The 21389-nt window shown below is 63.8% G+C and carries 17 protein-coding genes and 1 riboswitch; of the genes, 7 read left to right on the top strand and 10 right to left on the bottom strand.

What is annotated here, in order from left to right:
- The coding region (locus ACRECS_RS16720) for a translocation/assembly module TamB domain-containing protein (protein ID WP_431584084.1) at positions 1-3628 on the top strand (3628 nt) is incomplete at its 5' end.
- Here ACRECS_RS16720 and ACRECS_RS16725 read toward each other — a convergent pair.
- Complete coding sequence (locus tag ACRECS_RS16725; protein ID WP_431584085.1) at positions 3622-4200, bottom strand: DedA family protein; 579 nt, start codon at positions 4198-4200, stop codon at positions 3622-3624. The two genes, ACRECS_RS16720 and ACRECS_RS16725, sit on opposite strands and share 7 nt — an antisense overlap.
- Before the next feature lie 102 nt (positions 4201-4302).
- Between ACRECS_RS16725 and ACRECS_RS16730 the strand changes: the two genes are divergently transcribed.
- The gene (locus tag ACRECS_RS16730) at positions 4303-6078 is read left to right on the top strand and encodes an SLC13 family permease (protein ID WP_431584086.1); all 1776 of its coding nucleotides are present in this window, start codon (positions 4303-4305) and stop codon (positions 6076-6078) included.
- Here ACRECS_RS16730 and ACRECS_RS16735 read toward each other — a convergent pair.
- Positions 6053-6877 carry an ATP-grasp domain-containing protein gene (locus ACRECS_RS16735; protein WP_431584087.1) on the bottom strand — a complete coding sequence of 275 codons (825 nt, stop codon included), beginning with the start codon at positions 6875-6877 and terminating at the stop codon, positions 6053-6055. The genes ACRECS_RS16730 and ACRECS_RS16735 overlap by 26 nt on opposite strands.
- A gap of 30 nt (positions 6878-6907) precedes the next feature.
- Positions 6908-8332 (bottom strand): aldehyde dehydrogenase family protein, encoded by a 1425-nt coding sequence (locus ACRECS_RS16740; protein WP_431584088.1) that lies wholly within the window; start codon positions 8330-8332, stop codon positions 6908-6910.
- Between the two features lie 120 nt (positions 8333-8452).
- Between ACRECS_RS16740 and ACRECS_RS16745 the strand changes: the two genes are divergently transcribed.
- Positions 8453-9427 carry a quinone oxidoreductase family protein gene (locus tag ACRECS_RS16745; RefSeq protein WP_431584089.1) on the top strand — a complete coding sequence of 325 codons (975 nt, stop codon included), beginning with the start codon at positions 8453-8455 and terminating at the stop codon, positions 9425-9427.
- 152 nt (positions 9428-9579) lie between these two features.
- Here ACRECS_RS16745 and ACRECS_RS16750 read toward each other — a convergent pair whose 3' ends face one another.
- The 5 genes from ACRECS_RS16750 to map all read right to left on the bottom strand — a co-directional run bounded on the left by ACRECS_RS16750 (position 9580) and on the right by map (position 13864).
- The gene (locus ACRECS_RS16750; protein ID WP_431584090.1) at positions 9580-9921 is read right to left on the bottom strand and encodes a hypothetical protein; all 342 of its coding nucleotides are present in this window, start codon (positions 9919-9921) and stop codon (positions 9580-9582) included.
- 509 nt (positions 9922-10430) lie between these two features.
- Complete coding sequence (gene glnA / locus ACRECS_RS16755; protein ID WP_431584091.1) at positions 10431-11843, bottom strand: type I glutamate--ammonia ligase; 1413 nt, start codon at positions 11841-11843, stop codon at positions 10431-10433.
- Positions 11844-11978: 135 nt separating this feature from the next.
- Entirely contained in the window at positions 11979-12317 is a 339-nt protein-coding gene (locus tag ACRECS_RS16760) for a P-II family nitrogen regulator (protein WP_183112272.1), read from the bottom strand.
- A gap of 167 nt (positions 12318-12484) precedes the next feature.
- Entirely contained in the window at positions 12485-13024 is a 540-nt protein-coding gene (locus tag ACRECS_RS16765) for an RNA 2'-phosphotransferase (protein ID WP_431584092.1), read from the bottom strand.
- Positions 13025-13039: 15 nt separating this feature from the next.
- Positions 13040-13864, bottom strand: coding sequence for a type I methionyl aminopeptidase (gene map, locus ACRECS_RS16770; protein ID WP_431584093.1), 825 nt, complete (start codon positions 13862-13864; stop codon positions 13040-13042).
- 64 nt (positions 13865-13928) lie between these two features.
- On the opposite strand from map, the gene ACRECS_RS16775 reads away from it, so the two are divergent.
- Positions 13929-14684, top strand: coding sequence for a competence/damage-inducible protein A (locus tag ACRECS_RS16775; RefSeq protein ID WP_431584094.1), 756 nt, complete (start codon positions 13929-13931; stop codon positions 14682-14684).
- Between the two features lie 18 nt (positions 14685-14702).
- Positions 14703-15053, top strand: a complete 351-nt coding sequence (locus ACRECS_RS16780) for a hypothetical protein (RefSeq protein ID WP_431584095.1) — start codon at positions 14703-14705, stop codon at positions 15051-15053.
- Between the two features lie 51 nt (positions 15054-15104).
- Here the strand turns inward: ACRECS_RS16780 and ACRECS_RS16785 are convergent, their stop codons facing one another.
- Both ACRECS_RS16785 and ACRECS_RS16790 read right to left on the bottom strand, forming a co-directional pair.
- On the bottom strand, positions 15105-15644 hold the full coding sequence (locus ACRECS_RS16785) for a DUF4199 domain-containing protein (RefSeq protein WP_431584096.1): 540 nt from the start codon (positions 15642-15644) through the stop codon (positions 15105-15107).
- 104 nt (positions 15645-15748) lie between these two features.
- Complete coding sequence (locus ACRECS_RS16790) at positions 15749-16162, bottom strand: response regulator transcription factor (RefSeq protein WP_431584097.1); 414 nt, start codon at positions 16160-16162, stop codon at positions 15749-15751.
- A gap of 109 nt (positions 16163-16271) precedes the next feature.
- A riboswitch (cobalamin riboswitch) is annotated at positions 16272-16514 on the top strand.
- 172 nt (positions 16515-16686) lie between these two features.
- Here ACRECS_RS16790 and ACRECS_RS16795 point away from each other — a divergent pair.
- Together ACRECS_RS16795 and ACRECS_RS16800 are read left to right on the top strand one after the other, a co-directional pair.
- Positions 16687-20028, top strand: a complete 3342-nt coding sequence (locus ACRECS_RS16795) for a TonB-dependent receptor domain-containing protein (RefSeq protein ID WP_431584098.1) — start codon at positions 16687-16689, stop codon at positions 20026-20028.
- A gap of 56 nt (positions 20029-20084) precedes the next feature.
- A complete protein-coding gene (locus tag ACRECS_RS16800) occupies positions 20085-21365 on the top strand; it encodes a hypothetical protein (protein WP_431584099.1) in 1281 nt (426 codons plus the stop codon).
- The last annotated feature ends 24 nt before the right edge of the window (positions 21366-21389 follow it).

Genomic DNA, 21389 nt, shown 5'->3' on the forward strand with positions numbered 1-21389 from the left:
GCTGGGCGAGCGCCGCGAGCAATGTGTCGCGGGCAGCGATACGCTGGTCGTGAAGCTCGATGCGGAGCCCGACCGCGACAGGTTCGACGTGAATGTCCGGGCCCGCGGCAGCGCGAGCGGCGTGCTGGCAAAGCTGATCGGCATCGCCCGCCCGATCTCGCTGGATGTGACGGGGGACGGCACATGGAAGGCCTGGCGGGGCAAGGCGCAGGGCGACATTGGTGATGTCCGCGCGATCGACTTGGCGCTTGGCAACAAGGCGGGCAGCTATTCGCTCACCGGGACCCTGACGCCGGCGCCCTTCACCAAGGGCAAGCTGATGCGCCTGACCAGCCCGCGCATCGCGGTGAATGGTGCGGCCACGCTCCAGAACCGGCGCCTCGATGGCACGCTCGGCCTGCGATCGGCCGCTTTGACCGTCGATGCGACCGGCGTGATCGATTTGGCCGAGAACAGCTATCGCAATGTTCGCGTCGCCGCGCGCTTGCTTCGTCCGCCGGCATTGTTCCCGAATATGAGCGGCCGTAATATCCAGTTGCGCGCGATCCTCGACGGCGCGTTCGCCACCGCCGCGTTCGATTATCGTCTTACCGCCGATCGCTTCGCCTTCGATCAGAACGGCTTCGAAGTGGCGCGGGCGGGGGGCAAGGGGCGGCTTTCGAAATCGCCCGTGTCGGTGCCGGTCAAGTTCAGCGCAGTGCGCGTCACCGGCGTCGGCGACGTCGCCGGCGGCATCTTGCACAACCTGACGCTTGACGGCGTGCTGCGCGTGACCAGCAAATTCATCACCGGCGACAATCTGCGCCTGCGCTCCGACAAGCTGACCGGGCGGATCAACCTGATCCTCGACCTCAAGACCGGGCATTATGAGGTGGGCATCAATGGTGCACTCGGCCGCTATCTGATCCCCGGGCTCGGCATCGTCGATGTGACCTCGAAACTACAGGCGGTGCCCGGCCCGAACGGCAAGGGCCTGCGCATCGTCGGCAGCGGCACCGCGCAGATGGTTCGGCTCGACAATGCGTTCTTCCGCTCGCTTGCCGGGGGGCTGCCGCGCATCGTCACCGGGCTGGAACGGACTCCCGACGGCATTCTTCATCTCAAGGGTCTGGTGCTGACCGCGCCGGAAATCCGCATCACCGGCAATGGTTTCCGCCGCCGCGACGGCACTTTCTTCTTCGAAGGAAGCGGGCGTCAGGCGACCTATGGTCCGTTCACCATCAAGCTCGATGGCCGGATCGAGAAGCCGACGCTCGATCTGGTGTTCGAACGGCCCAATGAGACGATGGGACTGACCAACGTCATCGCGCATCTCGATCCGACGGCGGAGGGCTTTGCCTTCACCGCGCGCGGCGGGTCGCGGCTTGGACCCTTTACCGGCAATGGCGCGATCCTGTTGCCGCGCGGCGGCAACGCAACTGTGTCGATTGCCCAGCTCGATGTCAGCGGCACGCGCCTGAACGGTGCCTTGGACGTGGTCGATGGCGGCTTCAACGGGCGACTGGCGGTGGCCGGTGGCGGCATTTCGGGCGAATTGCTGCTGCGGCCGGTCGGCGATGTGCAGCGGATCGAGGCACATCTCGATGCCAGCTCGGCCAAGCTCGCAGAGATGGTAACGCTGCGGCGCGGCCATCTCGATCTCATCGCCTTACTCGATCCGGCGGGCACGTCGATCGAGGCGACCGTGACCGGCAACGGCCTTAAACGCGGCTCGCTGACGATCGGTCGCTTTGCCGGCAATGCGACGCTGCGCGGCGGCGTCGGTCAGATCAAGATGGCGATTTCCGGCTCGCGAGGCCGCGCCTTCGACATTCAGTCGGTAACTCAGGTGACGGCGGACAGCTATAGCGTCTCGGCTCAGGGAACGCTTGACCGCCGCCCGTTGAAGCTGATCACTCCAGCCGTCTTCACTCGTGACGGAGATGGCTGGCGGCTCGCACCGACGAAATTGAGCTTCGCCGGCGGCGATGCCCAGATTGGCGGGCGCTTTACCGGCCGCTCCAGCGCGATCGATGCGAGCATGACGCGCATGCCGCTGGCGATCCTCGACATCGGCTTCCCCGGCCTCGGGCTGGGCGGCAGTGCCTCGGGCAAGCTCGCTTTCTCGCAAGGGGAGGGACAGGCGCCGACCGGTCGAATGGATATGACGGTGCGCGGCCTGACCCGGTCCGGCCTGGTGCTGTCGTCGCAACCGATCGATGTCGGCATCGCGGCCGTGCTGCAGCCCAACAAGGCAGCGGCGCGTGCCATCATGTCCAGCGGCGGCAAGACCGTGGGGCGCGCGCAAGCGCAGTTGACCCCGCTCGGTTCGGGCGACCTCGCAACACGGCTTACCCACGCGCCTCTCTTCGCGCAGCTGCGCTATAACGGCCCGGCCGATACGCTGTGGCGGCTGGCCAATATCGAGCTGTTCGATCTTACCGGCCCGGTCGCGATTGGTGCCGATCTTGGCGGTACGATCAACGACCCGAGCATCCGCGGCGTGCTTCAGGCCAATGGTGCAAAGATCGAAAGCGGCGTCACCGGTACGCTGTTGACCAATGTTCAGGCGACCGGCCGTTTCGGCGGATCGAAGCTGGTCATCGACCGCTTCAATGCCGACGCCGGCAAGGGCGGGCGGGTTTCGGGCACCGGAGTCTTCGATCTCGCGGCTGCACGTGGCTTCGGGATTGACCTTTCCGTGCGCGCCGAGAATGCGCAGTTGATCAATCGCGACGATATCGCCGCGACCGTCACGGGCCCGCTCAGCTTTAAATCGGACGGCTCGGGGGGCGTCATCGCCGGTGATGTCGTGCTCGACAAGAGCCGCTATCGGCTCGGTCAGGCAACCGTCGCCAGCGCGGTGCCGCGCCTCAACATCCGCGAGATCAACATACCGGGCGGCGACGACGATGGCGATGTCGTGCCGACCAAGCCGTGGCGTCTCGACGTCCGTGCGCGCGCGCCGAACCAGCTCAGGGTCAATGGCCTCGGCCTTGCCAGCGAATGGTCGGCGGACCTGAAGATTGGCGGCGTGCCGGACAACCCCGCGATCACCGGCCGCGCCGACCTGATCCGCGGCGATTATGAATTCGCCGGGCGTGAATTCGAGTTGGAACGCGGCATCATCCTGTTCGCGGGTGAGGTGCCTGCGAACCCGTCGCTCGACATCGCCGCCAATGCGGATTCGACCGGCCTGCGCGCGACGATCCGCGTCACCGGCAATGCGTTGAAGCCCGATATCAGCTTCGCCAGCGTTCCTGCTTTGCCGGAGGACGAACTTCTGTCGCGCCTGTTGTTCGGCACCTCGATCACCAACCTGTCGGCTCCCGAGGCGCTGCAATTGGCAGCGGCAGTGGCGGCCTTGCAGGACGGCAAGGGCGGTCTCAACCCGATCAATGCGGTGCGCCGCGCGGCCGGGCTGGACCGGTTGCGCATCCTGCCGGCTGATCCGCAAACTGGGCAGGGGACCTCTGTCGCGGCGGGCAAATACATCACGCGCAAACTGTTCGCGGAGATCATCACCGATGGGGCAGGCTATTCGGCAACACAGGTCGAGTTCCAGGTCACGCGCTGGCTGTCGCTGCTGTCGAGCATCTCGACGCTTGGTCGGCAAAGCGCCAATGTCCGCGTGTCGAAGGATTATTGAGCGGCGGAAAGGCGCTTTGCCCTGAGCCGGCGCACCAATTGAATCCCGCCACCGATGACAGCCGCCACGATGAGCACGCCGATCACGAAATGCTCGATCGACTTCATCTTGCCGAAGAATCGCTCGATCCCGTCTGCGAACACATAGCCGATGCCGGTGAACAGGAACGCCCAGACGGCAGCGGCGGCAGCATTGATCGCCGCGAATATGTGCGTCCTGATCGCCGAGGTGCCGATCGCGATCGGGCTGACCGTTCTGAGCCCGTAGAGAAAGCGGAACCCGAACACGAACGCAGTAGGGTGCCGTTCGAACAGCGCCAACGCTCGTGCGAAAGCGGGTTTTGCCTCGATCCGCTGGACGCGCGGATGATCGCGAAACCGTCGCCCCAGCGCGAAGAATAGCTGATCGGCAACGAACGACCCCGCAGCGGCGGCGATCGCCACGCCGAAAAATGGCAATAGTCCATCATGCGCGAGCAGGCCGCCGGTCACGACCATGGTCTCGCCCTCAATGCCGGCGCCGAGGAATACGGCGGCAAGGCCGTAACGTGCGAGAAGGGTTTCGATCGCCATGCAGGTGCGTTGCCTGCGATAATTCGCTGGCGCCAGCCCCTGAACGGACATTGTTACGGTGTCGTGTGTTTACTGTCACATCGATCCCGTTCGCGAGGCAGAATGACTTTACCCCAGCTCCTGTCGATCGCCACGCTCATCGGCATGATGGCGCTCTTCATCTGGGGCAAGTTTCGTTACGATGTGGTCGCGATCCTTGCTTTGCTCGCGGCGCTCGCTCTCGGCATTGTCGCGCCCAAGGACGCATTCAGGGGCTTTTCCGACGATATCATCATTATCGTCGGCTCGGCTCTGGTCATCTCGGCGGCGGTGCAACGCTCGGGGGTAATCGAGATCGGCCTGTCGTTGGTATCGAAGCGCGTGACGCGTGTGCGCACGCAATTGCTCGTGTTGACCGCCTCGGTCGGATTTGCCTCTGGCTTCGTCAAGAATATCGGCGCGCTGGCGATGCTGATGCCCGCTGCGTTTCAGATGGCCAGAAAATCGGACACCAGCCCCTCGGTATTCCTCATGCCGATGGCGTTCGCATCGCTGCTCGGCGGCCTGATCACGCTGGTCGGCACGTCGCCCAACATTATCGTCAGCCGGGTGCGCGAGCAGATGACCGGGCAACCGTTCGGGATGTTCGACTATGCCCCGGTCGGGCTCGGTCTCACGGTGATGGGGCTGATCTTCCTGCGGTTCGGTTATCGCCTGCTGCCGCGCGACCGTCGCGCCGCCCCGACCATGGGTGAGGCGCTCGATATCAAGGGCTATGTCACCGAGGCAGCGATTGCGGAAGGATCTTCCGCGATCGACGAGAAGGTCTCGGAATTCCTCGACCGTCATGATCGCGACGTGACCATCACCGCTATCCTGCGCGCCGGTATGCGCAGCGCACCCTTGCACGATACCGTGTTGCGTGAGGGGGACATCCTGATCATCGGCGGGGATCCGGAAGCGCTCGAACGCGTCATCGCCAAGGACAAGCTCATGCTTGAAGGTCAGGAGCGGGATGCGCCGGAAGGGAGCGAGGGCGAAGAAGTTGGTGTGATCGAGGCGGTAGTCGGCGCGGACTCGTCGCTGGTCGGTCAGACAGCCGGCCGGATGCGCCTGCAACAGCAATACGGCATCAACCTGATCGCCGTGTCGCGACAGGGGACAAGGCTGGTGAAGCGGCTCGGCGACATCACGCTTGAGGCCGGCGATGTTGTCGTCTTGCAGGGGCCGCTGACGCTGTTGCCCGAACGCCTGCGCGATCTCGGCTGTCTGCCGCTCGCGGAACGTACGCTGCGGCTTGGCAGTTCGCGGCGCGGCTGGCTGCCGCTCGCAATCCTTGCCGTCGCGATGGTCGCGACCGCGACCGGTTACGTCCCCGTCGCGGTCGCTTTCTTCGCAGCAGCCGGCCTGGTCATGGCAAGTGGCGCGCTGCCGGTGCGCGAAGCCTATGATCATGTCGAATGGCCGATCCTGATCATGCTCGGCGCGTTGATCCCGGTCAGCGACTCCCTTCGCACAACCGGCGCATCGGATGTTATCGCGACCTGGCTGTCTTCGACTGCCGCGACCCTGCCGCCTTGGGGAGCGGTCGCGTTGATCCTGGCGGCGGCGATGGCCGTGACGCCGTTCCTCAACAATGCTGCAACTGTGCTGGTGATGGCGCCTATCGCCGCCACCTTCGCGGGAGACCTTGGTTACCGGCCGGAGGCATTTCTGATGGCGACGGCGGTTGGTGCGGGGTGCGACTTCCTCACCCCGATCGGCCACCAGTGCAACACGCTGGTGATGGGGCCGGGCGGGTACAAGTTCGGCGACTATGCCCGGCTCGGCGCGCCGCTCTCCCTGATGGTGCTGCTGGTTGGCGTACCGTTGCTCATGTGGACCTGGCCAGTGCATTGAGCAGCGCATCGGCCAATCGCGCCGGCAGTTCGGGCTCGAGATGCGGATAGAGATCGGGCTCGATCGCTTCCAGTTCCATCAGTGCCAGGCTGCCATCGGCCAGCCGTAACAGGTCGACCCGGGTATAGAGCGCCGGTTCGGGCAGCGCCGCGATAACGCGGTCGGAAAGGGCGCGCTGCTCGACATCCGGATCGAAGCGCGTGAAGATGCCGCCAAATTGCGGCTGAATGCGGAAATCGCCGTCGGCCGCGACCTTGCGCACGGCATGGCTGAACCGCTCCTCGATATAGAGAAAGGACAGCTCGCCTTCGTCCGACACGGCCGGCACGAAGGGCTGGATGATCGCATCGTCCAGCTGCCTGACCGGATCGCCGCGCCCGATGCGCACGGTACGATAGCTGCCGCCCGACACTTGCGGTTTGATCACCAGCTGCTCGCTGCCGAAATGGTCAAAGGCGGCCGCGACGCTCGCCGTATCGGCGCGCCCGAACCAGCTCGGGACGATCGGGATGCCGTCGGCTTCAAGCTCGGCGAGATAGGTCTTGCGTGTATTGGCGGCGAGCAATGCCGGCGCGTTGAACAAGGGCCAGTCCGCCGGCCACGCCGCCAGCATCGCCTCCCACCGCGCCACGTCGAGATGATAGCCCCAGGCGAACAGCGCCAGCGTCGCGTCGCCGTCGCCCGGCCCGAGATCCCAGGGCCGGGGGCGAAACGTCATGCCGCGCTCGGCGAATGCCGCGCGGTAATCGTTCAGTATCGCCTCGGCGGCGGCGCCATATTCGCTGTCTGCCGCCGGCATCAATACATCAATGTTCAGCGCCATGCCTGGTTACGCGGGCTCGCCGACGATCGTCTTCAGCTCCATGAAATCGGCCAGGCCGTATTTGCCGCCTTCACGGCCATTGCCGGACTGCTTGTAACCGCCGAACGGCGTGCCGCCACCGCCGGCCCAGGCGTTGATCGTGACCAGCCCGGCGCGCAGTTTGGGCGCCACCTTGGCCGCTTCCGCCGGATCGCCCGAGATCGTCGCCGACAAGCCGTAATCGGTGTCGTTGGCCATCTCGATCGCCTGGGCGCCGCTTTCATAGGTGGTAATCGTCGCGACCGGGCCGAACGTTTCCTCGCGGTAGATGCGCATTTCCGGCGTGACGTCGGTGAACAGAGTCGGCTTGATGAAGAAGCCGGCGTTGCGCCCGTCGGGCCGTCCGGTGCCGCCGGTGACCAGGGTCGCGCCCTCGTCGATTGCCGATTGGATCAGGCCCTGGATCTTCTCATACTGCGCCTTGTTGACCACCGGGCCGATATGCGCGCCCATCACGCTCGCCGCATCGACGGTGACCGCTTCCATGATCGACTTCACCACCTGCGTTGCCTCGGCCGCCTGGCTCTTGTGCACCAGCAAGCGGGTGGGGGCGATGCAGCTTTGTCCAGAATTGGCCAGCACGCCCTGTACCGTCGGTGGCAGAACTTCGGCGAGATTGGCACCCTCGAGCACCACGTTTGGCGCCTTGCCGCCCAGTTCCTGATGCACGCGCTTGACCGTCGCTGCGGCCGCCTGCGCCACTGCGATACCCGCGCGGGTCGATCCGGTGAAGCTCACCATGTCGACATGCTTGTGGGTCGATAGCGCCGCGCCGACGCCTGGACCATCGCCATTGACCAGGTTGAACACGCCCGCCGGCACGCCGGCCTTGTCGAGGATCTCGGCCAGGATCATCGCGCAGCCCGGTGCTTCCTCCGATGGCTTCAGGACCATGGTGTTGCCGGCGGCAAGCGCGGGCGCGACTTTGGCGCAGATCTGGTTGAGCGGCCAGTTCCACGGCGTGATCATCGCGACGACGCCGAGCGGCTCATGCACCACGCGGTTCTTGCCGACCTGTTCGGAGAAGCTGAATTCCTGCAGTGCCTTCAGCGTGCCGATGAAATAGCCAAGCCCAGCCGGCGCCTGCGCCATGGTCGCGAAGCCGATCGGCGCGCCCATTTCCTCACTGGTCGCCGCCGCCAGGTCGGGCATGCGCGCCTTATATTCCTCGATCACGCGCTCGAGCAGTGCGATGCGGTCCGCGACGCTGGTCTGCGAATAGCTGTCGAATGCTTTTTTCGCAGCAGCGACCGCCTTGTCGACATCGGCCTGGCTGCCGAGCGTGATTTCGCTCACTGGCTGTTCGGTCGACGGATCGATCACCTCGTGGCGCTTGCCACCCTCGCTATCGACCCACGCACCATCGATATACTGCTTCAGGTAGCTCTTCATCTCGCTCTCCGATTTTTGAACTTGCGGTATGCTTCACGCGCCTAGATGGCGTGCGCGGCGATCCGTTGCAACCTGAAACGCAGCACCTATTTTCGCTTCGTCTCGACAGGAGATCGACCGATGGCCCGTATCGCTCAAATCACCCGCACCGGCGGTCCGGACGTCATCGAATGGGTCGATATCGACGTGCCGCCGCCCGGTCCGGGCGAGGCGCGGATGCGCAACACCGCGGTGGGGCTCAACTTCATCGATACCTATCATCGTAGCGGCCTTTATCCGATCGAGATGCCCGGCCGCCTTGGCGGCGAAGCGGTCGGCGTAGTCGAGGCGCTGGGCGAGGGCGTGACTGGCCTCGCCGTCGGGGACCGGGTGGGAACCTTCGGCCCGGCACGCGGCGCTTATTCGACTGAACGAAACGTCCCGGCCGATCAGTTGATCAAGTTGCCGGATAGCGTCGACGATCGGACGGCGGCGGCGCTGCTGCTGAAAGGCGGCACGACCGAGTTCCTCGTCGAACGCTGCGCCAAGGTCGAGCGCGGCCAGACGGTACTCGTCCATGCGGCAGCGGGCGGCGTCGGCCATCTGCTCGTCGGCTGGCTGAAGGCGGTCGGTGCGACGGTGATCGGCACAGTTGGCAGCGAGGAGAAGGCGGCGCAGGCACGTGCCGCGGGTGCCGACCATGTCCTGCTCCACAAGCAGGTCGATGTCGCCAAGGAGGTGAGAGCGATCACCGACGGCAAGGGCGTATCGGTGGTGTTCGACGGCATCGGCAAGGCGACCTGGGATATCTCACTCGCCTCAACCGCGCGGCGCGGCCTGATCGTCAGTTACGGCAATGCCGGTGGCCCGGTCGATGGCGTCAATCTCGGCATCCTCGCGCGCAATGGCTCGCTGTTCGTCTCGCGCCCGACCATGTTTGACTATTACGTCACCGCGGAGGAGCGGAAACGTGGTATCGACCGTGTGTTCGAGATGCTCGCCAAGGGTGCGATCAGTGCGGAGATCGGCCAGACCTTCGCACTCGAGAATGTCGCCGAGGCACATCGTGCGCTCGAAGCGGGCGAGACGAAGGGAGCGACGGTGTTGCTTCCCTAATGCCTGCTTTGTTGAAGGAGGCGCGGAAGGCGAGACTCTGACGATTGAGGGCTCGTTTCCGCAGAAGCCGGAGCGCGGTCAGGCCATGCCCGGCAGCCTTTTGAAGGTCTCCATCACTGCGTTGGCGAGGGCGAGGATTGAGCGCATCGCGGTCACCTCACGACTGACGGCTTTTTCCAGCGGGTGAAAATGCCCGCAGCCGTCACCACTGCGCCGAGACCAAGCAGGAACATTGCCAGAGTGTTCCCGCCGATTTCGCTGTTATTGGCTGCGCTGATCGCGCGCGCCGCGGAGTCCGCATCGGTGGCGGTCATGGCAGCGGCAAACGCCGCTTCGTCGCATTTCGCGACCATGTCGGGCTGACCCCGCATGCGCTCCTTGCACTGGGCTGCGATTGCGGCATCTGCCTTTGGCGGTCCGCCGGTGAGGTTGAGCGCAGCGCCAGCGGCTAGCAATACGAGTCCAAGGACAATCAGCAACACGGGATTCTTCATTGCGACCCTTTCGGTGATCACCATACCGCAACACCGAACAGCCGGCCGAGGCATCCGTTCCGGTCGAAAAATTTTATTCCAGGTCCAATCCGGACTTGCCCGACGGCCGCCGCGGTGCGTGCCGCAGCATTGTCGCACCGCAATTTTCCGCTGTTCTTTCCAATAAAAAAAGCCACCCCTGTTAAGTTGGATTGGGAGGACGGATTTTCTCCCATTTTTCAATGTCTTGAATGTGCTCACCCCTGTTATCGATAACAGGGGTGAGAACACGCATTAACAGGGGTGAGCCGACCGCTGTTCTTGCCGAACAGCGGTCGCAAACGCTTGTCATTTTCCAGTCATGTCAAAGAGCGGGGCGGAGCGCCAGCTGGTGTTCCGCCCACCGCCACACTGGCATGGTCGGTGACGGGGTTGAATCGATCCCGCCCGTCATCTCGTCCTGCGCTGCCCGAAACAAAAAAAGGGCGCCCGGATCGCTCCGGACGCCCTGATGTGCGGCTGATCGTGGATCAGTAGCTGTAGTACATGTCGAATTCGACCGGGCTCGGGGTCATTTCCCAGCGCGCCACGTCCTCATATTTCAGTTCGATATAGGATTCGATCTGCTCCTTGGAGAAGACGTCGCCCTTGAGCAGATAGTCGTGATCGGCGGCCAGGCTTTCCAGCGCCTCACGCAGCGAGCCGCAGACGGTCGGGACCTGAGCGAGCTCTGCCGGCGGCAGGTCGTACAGGTTCTTGTCCATGGCCTCGCCCGGGTGGATCTTGTTCTGGATGCCGTCCAGACCGGCCATGAACAACGCCGCATAGCAAAGATACGGGTTGGCCATCGCGTCGGGGAAGCGCACTTCGACGCGCTTCGCCTTGGGCCCGGTGCCGTACGGAATGCGGCACGATGCCGACCGGTTGCGCGCCGAATAAGCGAGCAGCACCGGCGCTTCATAACCCGGTACCAAGCGCTTGTAGCTGTTGGTGGTCGGGTTGGTGAAGGCGTTGACCGACTTGGCATGCTTGATGATGCCGCCGATGAAATAGAGGCAGGTGTCGGACAGGCCGGCATAGCCATTGCCGGCGAACAGCGGCTTGCCGCCTTCCCAGATCGACAAATGGGTGTGCATGCCCGAGCCGTTATCTTCCTTGATCGGCTTGGGCATGAAGGTCGCGGTCTTGCCGTAGGCATGGGCGACCTGATGCACGACGTACTTGTAGATCTGCATGCGATCGGCAGTGGTGGTCAGCGTGCCGAAGGTCAGGCCGAGCTCATGTTGTGCCGCGGCAACCTCATGGTGGTGCTTGTCGCACGGCAGGCCCATTTCGAGCATGGTCGAGACCATCTCGCCACGGATGTCGACGGCGCTGTCGACCGGTGCGACCGGGAAATAACCGCCCTTGGCGCGCGGGCGGTGGCCCATATTGCCGCCTTCATAGGTGGTGCCGGTGTTGGTCGGCAGCTCGATATCGTCGATCTTGTAATAGCTGGTGCTGTAGCTGTTCTCGAACTTCACATCGTCGAACATGAAGAACTCGGCCTCAGGGCCGACATAGACGGTGTCGCCGATGCCGGTCGTCTTCAGGTAAGCCTCAGCGCGCTTCGCGGTCGAGCGCGGATCGCGGGCATAAAGCTCGCCGGTCGCCGGCTCGACAATATCGCAGATCAGGATCAGCATCGGCGTCGCCGAGAACGGATCGACATAAACCGCATCCAGATCCGGCTTCAGGATCATGTCGGATTCGTTGATCACCTTCCAGCCCGCGATCGACGAGCCGTCGAACATGAAGCCGTCAGTCAGTTCGTCGTCACCGACGACGCTCGCAACCATCGTCAGATGCTGCCACTTGCCCTTGGGATCGGTGAACCGCAGATCGACCCACTCGATCTCCTGGTCCTTGATCATCTTCAGGACGTCGCTCGCAGAATTCGCCATAAACCCCATGCCCTTTCGTTTCTTGTCGTCGCTCCGGTCTCCCGGAGAATCATGTTACGTGCGCCGCGCCTGCTGTCACACAATGTTGCGGTGCGTCAAATATCTCTCGTTGGATCGTGTTTCTGGATAGCCCCCTCAGATGGCGTCGTCGTTGCGCTCGCCGGTGCGGATGCGCAGCGCGGTCTCGACCGGAATGACGAAAATCTTGCCGTCGCCGATCCGCCCGGTCTGCGCCGCTGCAGCGATCGCCTCGACCACGCGTTCGGCCAGGCTGTCCTCGACCACCACCTCAAGCTTCACCTTGGGCAGGAAGTCGACGACATATTCGGCGCCGCGATACAGTTCGGTATGACCCTTCTGGCGGCCGAACCCCTTGGCCTCGGTCACGGTGATGCCTGAAACCCCAACTTCGTGCAGCGCTTCCTTCACCTCGTCCAGCTTGAATGGCTTGATGATCGCTTCGATCTTTTTCACGCGTACTTGCCCCTGATGCCGGCGAAAGCGCCTCTACCTACCGCGCGTCTTACAACAAGCGTGCCAGTCGCGCGAGAGGCGCCGCGCCGTGGCGCAGGCTGGGCGGGGCTGGTTCTTCAATGCCTAACGCCCGTGCAGATGGTGCATTGTGCCCGCTTTTGAGGCAGTCAGGCGGTGCCGAGAAAATCGGGCGGCACATGATCGGTCAGCCAGACGCCATTGCCGGTCAGGAAGAATGCCTGGCCCGATCGTGCCAGATCACCGGCGCGCACCGTCAGGATCACGGCCTTGCCGCGCCGGTTGCCGACGATCGTCGCGGTGGCGATATCGGACGACAAATGAACATGGTGCCGCCGCATCGGCCGCAGGCCCTCGGCGCGAATAGGATCGAGAAAGCGTTCGACCGTACCGTGATACAGCAATTCGGGCGGCTCGCGTTGCGGCCAGTCGAGCTCGACCTCAATCGAATGCCCTTGCCTTGCCCGAATGCGGGCACCGTCCGCGCTCAGTTCATAGCGCTTCTTGTCGTTGGTCTCGACCACCGACAGCAGCCGCTCCCAGTCGCAATCGATCCGTTGTGCGGCCAGTGCTGCCAGCACCGCATCGACATCGGTCCAGCCCGCGCCATCGAGCGTCAGGCTCGCTGCTTCCGGTTTGTGACGCAGCCAAAAGGATAGCGTCTTGGAGATTGCCTTGTCGTCGGCCATTGGGGGCAACGCCGCTCAATAAGGCGGCTGGTGGAACCCGCCCGGGCTGACCGTGAAGATCTCATTGCCGTCTTCGGTGATGCCGATCGAATGCTCGAACTGCGCCGACAGCGAGCGGTCGCGAGTCACCGCGGTCCAGCCATCGTCAAGCAGCTTCACATCGGGCCGGCCGATATTGATCATCGGTTCGATCGTGAAGATCATGCCGGGGCGCAGTTCCGGACCAGTGCCGGGGCGGCCGACATGGACCACTTCGGGTGCGTCATGGAACAGCCGGCCAAGTCCATGGCCGCAGAAATCGCGCACCACGCCGAAGCGGTGCTTTTCGGCATGGCTCTGGATCGCGTGCGCGACATCGCCCATCGTGTTGCCGGGCTTCGCATGCTCGATGCCGAGCATCAGGCATTCATACGTCACATCGACCAGGCGCTTCGCCTTGATCGGCACATCGCCGACCAGATACATGCGGCTCGAATCGCCGTGCCACCCATCGACGATCGGCGTGACGTCGATATTGACGATATCGCCGCTTTTCAGCGTCTTGATGCCGGGGATGCCGTGGCACACGACATGATTGATCGAGATGCAGCTGGCATGCGTATAGCCGCGATAGCCAAGCGTCGCCGGGACGCCGCCGCGATCGGCGATAAAATTGCGGATCAGGTCGTCGAGCTCGCCGGTCGACACGCCGGGCACGACGTGCGGCACAATCATGTCGAGCGTCTCGGCGGCCAGTCGGCCGGCCTTGTGCATGCCGTCGAACGCGTCGCGCCCGTGCAGCTTGATGGCGCCGGTCCGGCCCAGCGGGGCGTCGGCGGTGACGGTTACATAGTCAGTCATAAACGCGATATAGCGAGCCGCGTCGGGCTTTGCGAGGGCGGTTTGAGGGTCTATGCGCAAACCCATGACGACACGCATCTGGACAGCCGCGCTGGCGGTGATCGGCGACGAGATCCTGTCAGGCCGCACGCAGGACATGAATGTCGCGCAGGTCGCCGCCTGGCTCAATGTCCAGGGCATCCGCCTGGCCGAGGTGCGCATCGTACCCGACAAGACGGACGCGATCGTCGAGGCGGTCAATATCCTGCGCGCGCGCAACGATTATCTCTTCACCACCGGCGGAATCGGTCCAACGCACGACGACATCACCGTCGATGCGATTGCCGAGGCACTGGGCGTTGGGGTGGTTTTCCATCCCAAGGCGGTCGCCGTCCTGGAGGGCTATTACGCCACGCGTGGCGGGCTGACCGATGCGCGCAAGCGTATGGCACGCGTGCCTGACGGCGCCGACCTGATCGAGAACCGCATGTCGGGCGCGCCCGGCATCCGGATCGGCAATGTCTTCATCATGGCCGGTGTGCCGCACATCACCGCCCGGATGCTCGATGCGCTGACCGGTACGCTGGAGGGCGGGCTGCCGGTCCTTTCGCGCACGGTTGGCGGCTGGATCCCGGAGAGCGAGGTCGCTGAACTCCTGGGCGCAGTGGAAAAGGCCCATGAAGGCGTCGCGATCGGCAGCTATCCCTTCTTCCGCGACGGCCGGGTCGGGGCGAACTTCGTCGTGCGGGCGACCGACGCGGCATTGCTCGACGCCTGCATGGCCGATTTGACGGAACGGCTTGAGGCGGACGGGCGTACTGTCGTCGCCGATGGCATCTGACCCGGGAGGAGTGATCTCATGACAGTCCGAACCATGATCATCTTGCTGGCTTGCGTCGCGCTCGCGGGGTGTGACGGGCCCACTGCGCCGGCCGGCAACGCCGCCACCGTGGCGGCGGATGCGGCACCCGACCCGATGGAAGCCAAGATCGCCGCCTTGTCCGAGCCGCTGCGCGAAGTGACTTTCTTCCGCGCGATCAACGATGCCGATTACACCTGCCAGCGCATCGTCAATGTCGTGCCGCGCGGCCGGATCGAGGGCAAGCTGGTCTGGGCGGTCGAATGCGAACAGGGCGCGCAATATGTGATCGAGCTGCAGCGCGGCGGCATCTTTCATGTCAGCGGCGTGCCGAAATCGGCTCGACCCTAGACGGAGTGCGCTTCCCCGGCCTTTGCCGGGGACGCTGACGGAAGGAAGCAATCACCTCCGCGCCGGCAGAAACTTCGGCATGCGTAGCAACAGCGCCGACACCAGCGACACGGCCAGCCCAACCGGAAATATCTCAGCAAAGGTGATCGGTATCCGGAACAGCGGATTGGCATATTGGACCCGCATCGCCTCCAGCTTCTCCACCTCGCGTGCCAACTCGGGGCCTGTCACCCCGGCCGCCTGTCGAGCGCGGACGATTCCGGCGATATACTGGTCGATAAAGGCGTAGTTGGTCGCGGCCAGATAGATTTCCCACACTGCGATATAAGTCAGCGCCGCGACCACAGCGATGGCGAAGCCGACGCCGAACGCCGCGCCGAACTTGACGATGCCGCCACGTTCCACGTCGCGATACCGCTTTATCCCGACGAAGATGAAGGTCAGCGCGACGAGCATGACGAGATAACCGAACAATTCCGAACTGAAGAACTTCATCCGGTTCGCAAGCACGATGCCGGTGATGATCGTGGCGGTGATCACCGCGCCGGCCAACAGCCCATAGGTGGTGGCGTATCTCATGATCGGGTGCATGACGACGAACTCCCTCTTCCTGTGACGAGAGCGGGATGAGACGCGACGGCAGCGACGAAAGCTATCGCCCGAACGGGTGATTCCGGCGAAATCACCCGCATTGCCTATTCGATCAGCGCCAGAAACCGTGCCTTCTCGACCGCCTGGATGCGCCGTTGCACGCCGAGCTTTTCATATAATCGCGCAACATGTGTCTTCACCGTGTTCGGCGAGATGTTCAGCACCCGTGCCATTTCCTTGTTGGATCGCCCCGATGCGAGCAGCGCCATTATTTCGCATTCCCGCGCGGTCAGCCCGAGCGAGCGGATCGCCGCATCGTTGCGCACGAACGGCCCCCCGGCCGGTCGCGGCGTCAGCTTTTGTCCCGCCCAAAGCCCCAGGCTGACGAATCCCCCCGCCAGCAGCACGACATAGATATCGGTCGAGAAGGCACGCATCAGATAGCGATATTCCAGCCATTGCAGCGCGGCCGCCGCGATGGCGAGCGCCAGCGCATAAAGAATGACAATCCGGCTCATGCCGGGAAGTTGACAGAAAAAGCTGGACGTCGCCAGCATCGGACGGTGCCGCCCTTGCGCTCGGCTGAACCTCATTCTAACCCTGCGCCGCGGTCGGCCTTTTCGGGGCCGGCCGTGAGATCGCGCCGGTGCCCCGCAAGGGGCTTAAAATGGGAATGCGGTGCGGACGGTTCGCCGTCCAATGCCGCGGCTGTCCCTGCAACTGTAAGCGGTGAGCGCGATGCACCAGGCGGACGGGAAGTTTCCCGGGCCGCCGGCCACTGGATCAGACGCCACGGCGTCACGTCCGGGAAGGCTGTGTGTCGCGCGATGACCCGTGAGCCAGGAGACCTGCCGGCGTCTGGTCGCTCTTGCTTTGGTCCAGGGGATGGCCGGGGCACGGATGGTTCCGTCTGAGCGACGAACGTGCGGCGGGGGTCGCATCGGTTCGCATGACGGGCGCCTGTCGCGCCGGCCCGTCGGTGCGCGCCGACCGTTCGGTACGGCACATCCCCGCCCGGTCGTCAGGCGCCGGGGGAACATGGTTGAAGCTCATATTCTTGTCGCGGACCGCGATGGCAGCTTCACTGTACTGCGCGGGATCCGCGGCGGCCGTCGCACAGGAACGCGCCGCAGCCGGGCAGACCGACACCGACACCTCTCCGGCAGCGCGAACCGACATCGTCGTCACCGCCAACAGCCGCCAGGAACTGCTCGACATCCTGTCGCCTGGCGTCGTGTCGGTGGTCTATCCCGACGATACCAGGGGCGAGCACAAGTCGCTCCCCGAACTGCTCGATCAGATCCCCGGCGTCTATGTGCGCCGCGTTTCCGGCACCGGCCAATATACCACGACCAGCATTCGCGGCAGCGCGCCGAGCGAGGTCAACATCTATATCGACGGCGTACCGTTCAACACCTCGAGCGAGGTCGCGGCGGACATTTCGACCATCCCGATCGGCAATGTCGAACGCATCGAGGTTTATCGCGGCACGACGCCGGCACGTTTCTCCGGTGCACCGCTCGGCGGGGCGATCAACATCGTCACCAAGCGCGCCACCAGACTCAGCGGCAGCATCTCGGCGGGCGGGCGATCGTTCGGCGGCTGGCAAAGTGCTGCCAATATCAACATGCCGCTATTTGGCGGCAGCCTGCTGTTCGGGTTCGACACCGACCATAGCGACGGCAATTTCTCCTATCGCAATCTGATTCAGGAAACGTCGCTGGGCATTGTCTATGGCGATGCGGCCTATAGCGGCGATGGCAAACCCAACTCTCCCTATAACTACTACTCGTTGATCGGCGACGGCAGCGGCCTCGGCGCACGGGTGACGTTGCCCGACGCCGCCTTGCCGGTGGTGCATCGGCGGATGAACAACGGCTTCCAGAAGGACAATCTGCTGGTGAAATGGCATGACGACCATTTCAGCGCCAAGGCATCCTATACCTATCTGCACCGGATGATGCCGGCGATCGTCGGCGGTCCGCAGATCGATCTGCCCGAATACAGCTATCCGCTGCCGCCGGTACCCAGTCCCGCCAATCTCAACCCGCGCCGCGTCCAGACGCAAAAGCAATTCGATATCGCGCTGGGCTGGCGCCAGAGCTTCGGCAAGCTCGACCTGGGCGTCACTCTGAACCTGATGCGCCAGGACAAACGCTACGATAATCTCGACCGCGGCAGCACCGGCGGCGTGGGGACGCTTTTCTCGGACTACAATACGTTGCGCTACGGCGCGCAATTCGATGCCGGCTATGCATTAGCCACCGGGCCGTTGACGCACCTGCTCGAACTGCACCTGCAGGCGAGCCGCGAGACGATGAACGCCGATGCCAATGACGTCGCCGGCTCCAATGCGCCGCCGGGGCAGATCGACCTGTACCGTCATTTCCGTCGCACACTGGTCAATGTCCAGGCGCAGGACACGATCACGATCCGCCCGCTCGGTGACCTGCAGGTCACGCCGATTTATCGCATCGAGCGCTTGTTCGGCCCGACGCTTGGCCCGGTGAACAATCTGTTCGGGCCTTCCTCGGGCGATTATGGTTGGAAACCGACCTTCGGGGTCAGTGCGAAGAAGAAGATCGGCAAGGGCTGGCTGATCTTCGCCAATACCGGCACCTATAATCGCTATCCCAATTTCTACGAAATCTATGGCGACGGCCTGTTCGTCCAGGCCGGGTCGAGCTTCCTGCGCAGTCTGCAGCCTTTGCTGCGCGAACATGGCCGCAATACCGATGCCGGATTCGGCTGGAACGGCACGCTTGCCGGCGATCTCACCGCCAGTTTCCGCACCACCTATTTCCGTCGCAAGACGCTCGACACGATCACGCTTTATTCGACGCCGATCGGCGCCAAATATATCAACTCGGGCGACACACTGACCAATGGCGGCGAGTTCGAGGGCAATCTCGTCTGGGGTAAGCGTGCCGACCTGCAAGTCGCCGCGACCGTGCAGAGCGGGCATTACGTCAAGGGGAGCTATTACCTCTTCGGCGGCATGAGCGCGCTGGAGCGTGTCGGCAACAACCGGCTCTATACGCTGCAGGCGCCGCGGCAGACCGCCAGCGCCCGGCTCAATCTGCACTTCCTGGGTGGTGCGCTGACCACGTTCGTCGAAGGGAAGTACACCGGCAAGCGTTATGTCTATCAGGATGTGAACCCGCTCGGTGCGAAGACTCTCATCTACGAAGCGCCGCTGACCACGATCGACCTCGGTGCCCATTACCGCTTCGCCAATGGCGTGAAGCTGTCGGCTGGTGTGAACGACGTGTTCGACCAGGGGCCGAAGCAGGAACTGAAGGGGGGCGGACCGCGACTCAACAAATATTATAAATGTGATCCGGTATTGGCCGATCTGACCAGTGACTTTTCCTGCTTCGAGAACGAGGTCAACGCGGTCACCGAGACCTTCCCTGATCGCCACAATGTCCTGTACCCGCAGCAAGGGCGAACCTTCTATTTCACGATCGCCAAAAGCTTTGGCGCATCGGTGCCGGGCAAGGGCGCGTCACGCAATCGGAGTGATCGTCCCGACCGGTCATGGACCGGCTTTCATGCCGGCATGGTTGCCGGCCGTGGATGGCAACCGCGCCACGCGGGTGAGCTGCTCGTCTTCGACACCAATGGCGACGGCAATTACGGCGACACTGTCGAGGGGGCGAGTGTCAGGGACAGCAATGGCGATGAGCTGACCAACAACGCCTTTCACTCCGGTTTCGACGGTCGCGGTGTGGCGCTGGGCAGTGTTCCCGGCACGCCGCTTCGCCGCGATCGCAACCGCGGCGTCAATTACGGCTTTCGCGGCGGCTATGATCGCCAGATCGGCGCCTGGGTGATCGGCGCGGTTGCCGAATGGAGCGCCTACGACCTTACCGACGCCGTCTCAGGCTATGGTACGCTCGCGCACGAGAATCAGAATGGCGTCAAGGTTCCCGAGGCACCGGCTAGCTACGCCCTTACTCGCCGCCTCAAGTCGATCGCCTCGCTGCGCGGTCGTGCCGGGCTCTCGCTTGCCGGTACGCTCGGCTATGCGACGGTCGGGGTCGCACGCGGCGATGTGGATCACGCTTTCGCCACCACCAATAGCGTGAACGCCTTCGCCGAACGCGATCCCGGCCGTTATCGCTGGGGCTATCAATATGGCGCCGGGATCGAGCGGCGCGTCATCGGCGGCGTCACGCTGGGCGTGGAGTATCTCCACACAGGCCTTCGCGACGGCGACTATACGATCGTGGCCAGCGCTGCCGGCAATCCGCCGATCTACAACGGATTCAACCGCTGCGGCACAGCGGGCACTACGCGCTGCTCACCCACCGGGATCAGACGCAGCCAGCCCAAATACGAGATCGGATCGCTTCGCCTGACCGTCGGATATCGCTTCTGACGCACGCCCCGTGGGTGGCCAACCCTGTGTTCCACAAGCCTGACTGGAGACTATCAATGCCGACGACCTCTTATACCGCCTACAGCCTGTACAGCTACAATGTCAGTCCGGTGATCGGCATGGCGGGTCGCATCACCGACAATGGCACAACCATCACGCCGCTCCCCAATATGAAGACCTATTCCGGTACGCCCGGCGCCGGCGATCCGCAACTCGAGGGCTTTGCCGACCCGAGCGGCAACCTGCGCATCGCCGTCGCTCCTTATGTCGGCGGCACTGGTGAGACCGTTGAAATCCGCAACGCCCTGAACGGCGCGATCATCGGCGCGCCGCACAGCTGGTCCAGCGTCGACAATCTCTACGGCCTCGTGCTGGTCGGCAGCTATCTCTACGCGATCGACTATGACAATGCCCGCGTGGTCGAGATCAACCCGGCGACCTACAACCAGACCGGCGTGACCTATACCCTGTCGAGTAGCTTCTTTCCCGCCGGCAATGTCCCGCACGGTCAGGGTCTGATCAACATCGGCGGCACGCTTTACGGCCTGTTCTCGATCGCCAACAGCAGCTTCACCAGCTATGCGAACAGCGTGCTGGTGCGCTTCACCATTACCGGCGGCAGCTCGATCACCGTCGCGGCCAACGATTATAACAACAGCTTCGGTAAGAACGCGTTCGCCATGGCGAACCAGGGCAGCGACCTCTACGTTGCCTGCATCGGCGGCGCGCAGGTCGGCGGCACGCCCAATACCAGCTCGGCACTTCAGAAGATCGCGTTCGGTGCCGCCAACCTGACCACCGCGGCGGTGACCACGGTGTTCGGCTACAGCGCCACCTACCCGTATGAAGTGCGCGACATCAGCTTCAACGGCACCACCGCCTATGTCCTGATGGGCGCTTATGACAGCGGCTTCACCATGCGCGGCCTGCTGCTCCAGACGACCACCGCCTTTGCCAGCTTTACCACGATCAACAGCTTCACGGGCGGGGCGCCGGGCTATTACTGGGCGGCGCAATATATCGACAATAACCGCATCCTGTTCGCTCGCGGTAACGAGATCCTCTATTACAACGCCGCCAGCACCGGCACGCCGGTGGCGACGCTGACGATCACCGGTGGCAGCCTCAAATCGGCCGGCACCAATTACGATACGCTCAACGATATGAGCTATGTCGGATCGCGCACGACCACCCCGCTGGCGGTGCGCGGCTATCGCTCGCCGACTCAGGTCTCGCGCTCGGCTCGTGCGATCGAGGCCCGCTCGATCGCCCAGGGGCGGCCCGAGCTCACCGCCGACGAACTGCGTCGCCTGGACGAGATCATCGCTCAGGCCTGATGGCTCCATGGATCGAGGCTGCCG

The organism is Sphingomonas sp. (assembly GCF_050725575.1).
Classification (GTDB): Bacteria; Pseudomonadota; Alphaproteobacteria; order Sphingomonadales; family Sphingomonadaceae; genus Sphingomonas.